Annotated in this window: 4 protein-coding genes; all 4 read left to right on the top strand. The window is 61.2% G+C overall.

Translation table 11 applies throughout. The annotated features are described in order from the left end of the window. Positions 1 to 86 precede the first annotated feature (86 nt). On the top strand, positions 87 to 284 hold the full coding sequence (locus KUL93_RS11185; RefSeq protein WP_217127114.1) for a hypothetical protein: 198 nt from the start codon (positions 87 to 89) through the stop codon (positions 282 to 284). A gap of 76 nt (positions 285 to 360) precedes the next feature. Continuing rightward, positions 361 to 801 carry a class I SAM-dependent methyltransferase gene (locus tag KUL93_RS11180; RefSeq protein WP_217127113.1) on the top strand — a complete coding sequence of 147 codons (441 nt, stop codon included), beginning with the start codon at positions 361 to 363 and terminating at the stop codon, positions 799 to 801. Between the two features lie 166 nt (positions 802 to 967). Next, the gene (locus KUL93_RS11175) at positions 968 to 1,219 is read left to right on the top strand and encodes a FitA-like ribbon-helix-helix domain-containing protein (protein WP_217127112.1); all 252 of its coding nucleotides are present in this window, start codon (positions 968 to 970) and stop codon (positions 1,217 to 1,219) included. After that, positions 1,201 to 1,449: PIN domain-containing protein (locus KUL93_RS11170; RefSeq protein WP_217127111.1), on the top strand; the 249-nt coding region annotated here is incomplete at its 3' end. The genes KUL93_RS11175 and KUL93_RS11170, both read left to right, overlap by 19 nt.

The following is a 1,449-nucleotide window of genomic DNA, read 5'->3' as shown; positions in this document are numbered from 1 at the left end:
GCCGGGCGGGGATTTTTCCCGGTGTTCGACCCTCAGCCAGTTAGGGGGGTGGGTCAGTTTTATCTGGCCAAAGTGGGTCAAAATTCGTGGCCATTGACAACTACCACATCGTGCTGCGCATCGACGCCGAACGTGCCGCAAGCCTATCGGACGAAGAAGTGCTCGAGCGCTGGTTGCAGCTCTTCACTGGCCCGCTACTCATTCGGCGCTATCGCGACCCATACGATCTAATCTGGGACACCCACATCTTGCGAACTACTCGAACACCCGCGCAGCACTTCTAGAGTTTCGTCGCCGCATCGAAGCCTTCCAGCATTCGGTGCTGGTGTTTCAGCTGTGCCGGGCGGTGTGGATGCGTCGGTGGATGCTATCTTTTCCAGCCACAACATCGAGCACCTGTATCCGCACGAAGTGCCGCTGGCGCTCAAGGAATTCCTGCGCGTGCTGAAATCCGACGGTTTTGCCGTCATCACCTGCCCCGATTTGCAGTCGGTGTGCGCGTTGGTCGCCGAAGATAAATTACTGGAGCCCGCCTATGTTGCGCCCGCCGGGCCGATAGCCCCGCTTGACATCCTCTACGGCCACCGCCCATCGCTCGCCAAGGGCAACCTCTACATGGCCCACCGCTGCGGTTTTACCCAGAAAGTGCTCGTCGGCACGCTGCGAGCCAGCGGTTTTCAGACCATTGCCAGCACAGCGCGGGGCCGGGCGTCGTTTTTCGATTTGTGGGTCGTGGCAAGCAAATCGGCGCGCCGCGAGGACGAAATGAGGGCGCTGGCAGCAGCCCATTTCCCGGCATGACCGCCGCCATCCACTACCATCCCGAGGCCTGCACGACCTCCAGCCAATGCTATTGGTCTTCCGCAGCCTTGCGTGGCTCACTAAGCTGCGGGTGCTGAAGGTACATTGACGAACACGATAGCAATGCATACAATGCGGCCAATGATATCATTCAGGAGGTGCTTCCGTGGCCGCTTTGACGATCCGCAATGTGGATGACGCCATCAAGCAGGCGCTGCGCATTCGTGCCGCACAGCATGGGGTGTCGATGGAGGAGGAGGCCCGTCGCATACTCCGTGAAGCCTTGGTCCGGGTATCCCAACCACAAGCGCTGGGGCAACGGCTGAAACAGCGCTTTGCGGAAGTTGCCGATGCGGACTTTGAACTTCCCTCGCGCCAGACCTCGCGCAGGCCACCCAATTGGGACAAGACGCCGTGAATCTGCTCGACACCAATGTGCTGTCCGAATTCATGCGTCCGCAGCCCAGTGAGGCGGTGACGGCATGGCTGGATCGCCTGCCCGCCGAAGAGGTGTGGACCTGCGCCATTAGCCGTGCCGAGATCGCGCTTGGGCTGGCGCTGATGCCTGCGGGCAAGCGCCAAGCGGCGCTGGCACGGGCGGCCCAAGCGATGTTCGAAGAGGATTTCGGGGGGCGCTGCCTGCCCTTC

The organism is Hydrogenophilus thiooxidans (genome assembly GCF_019049855.1).
GTDB classification, from domain to species: domain Bacteria; phylum Pseudomonadota; class Gammaproteobacteria; order Burkholderiales; family Rhodocyclaceae; genus Hydrogenophilus; species Hydrogenophilus thiooxidans.
This window is presented reverse-complemented; position numbering and strand designations above follow the sequence as displayed.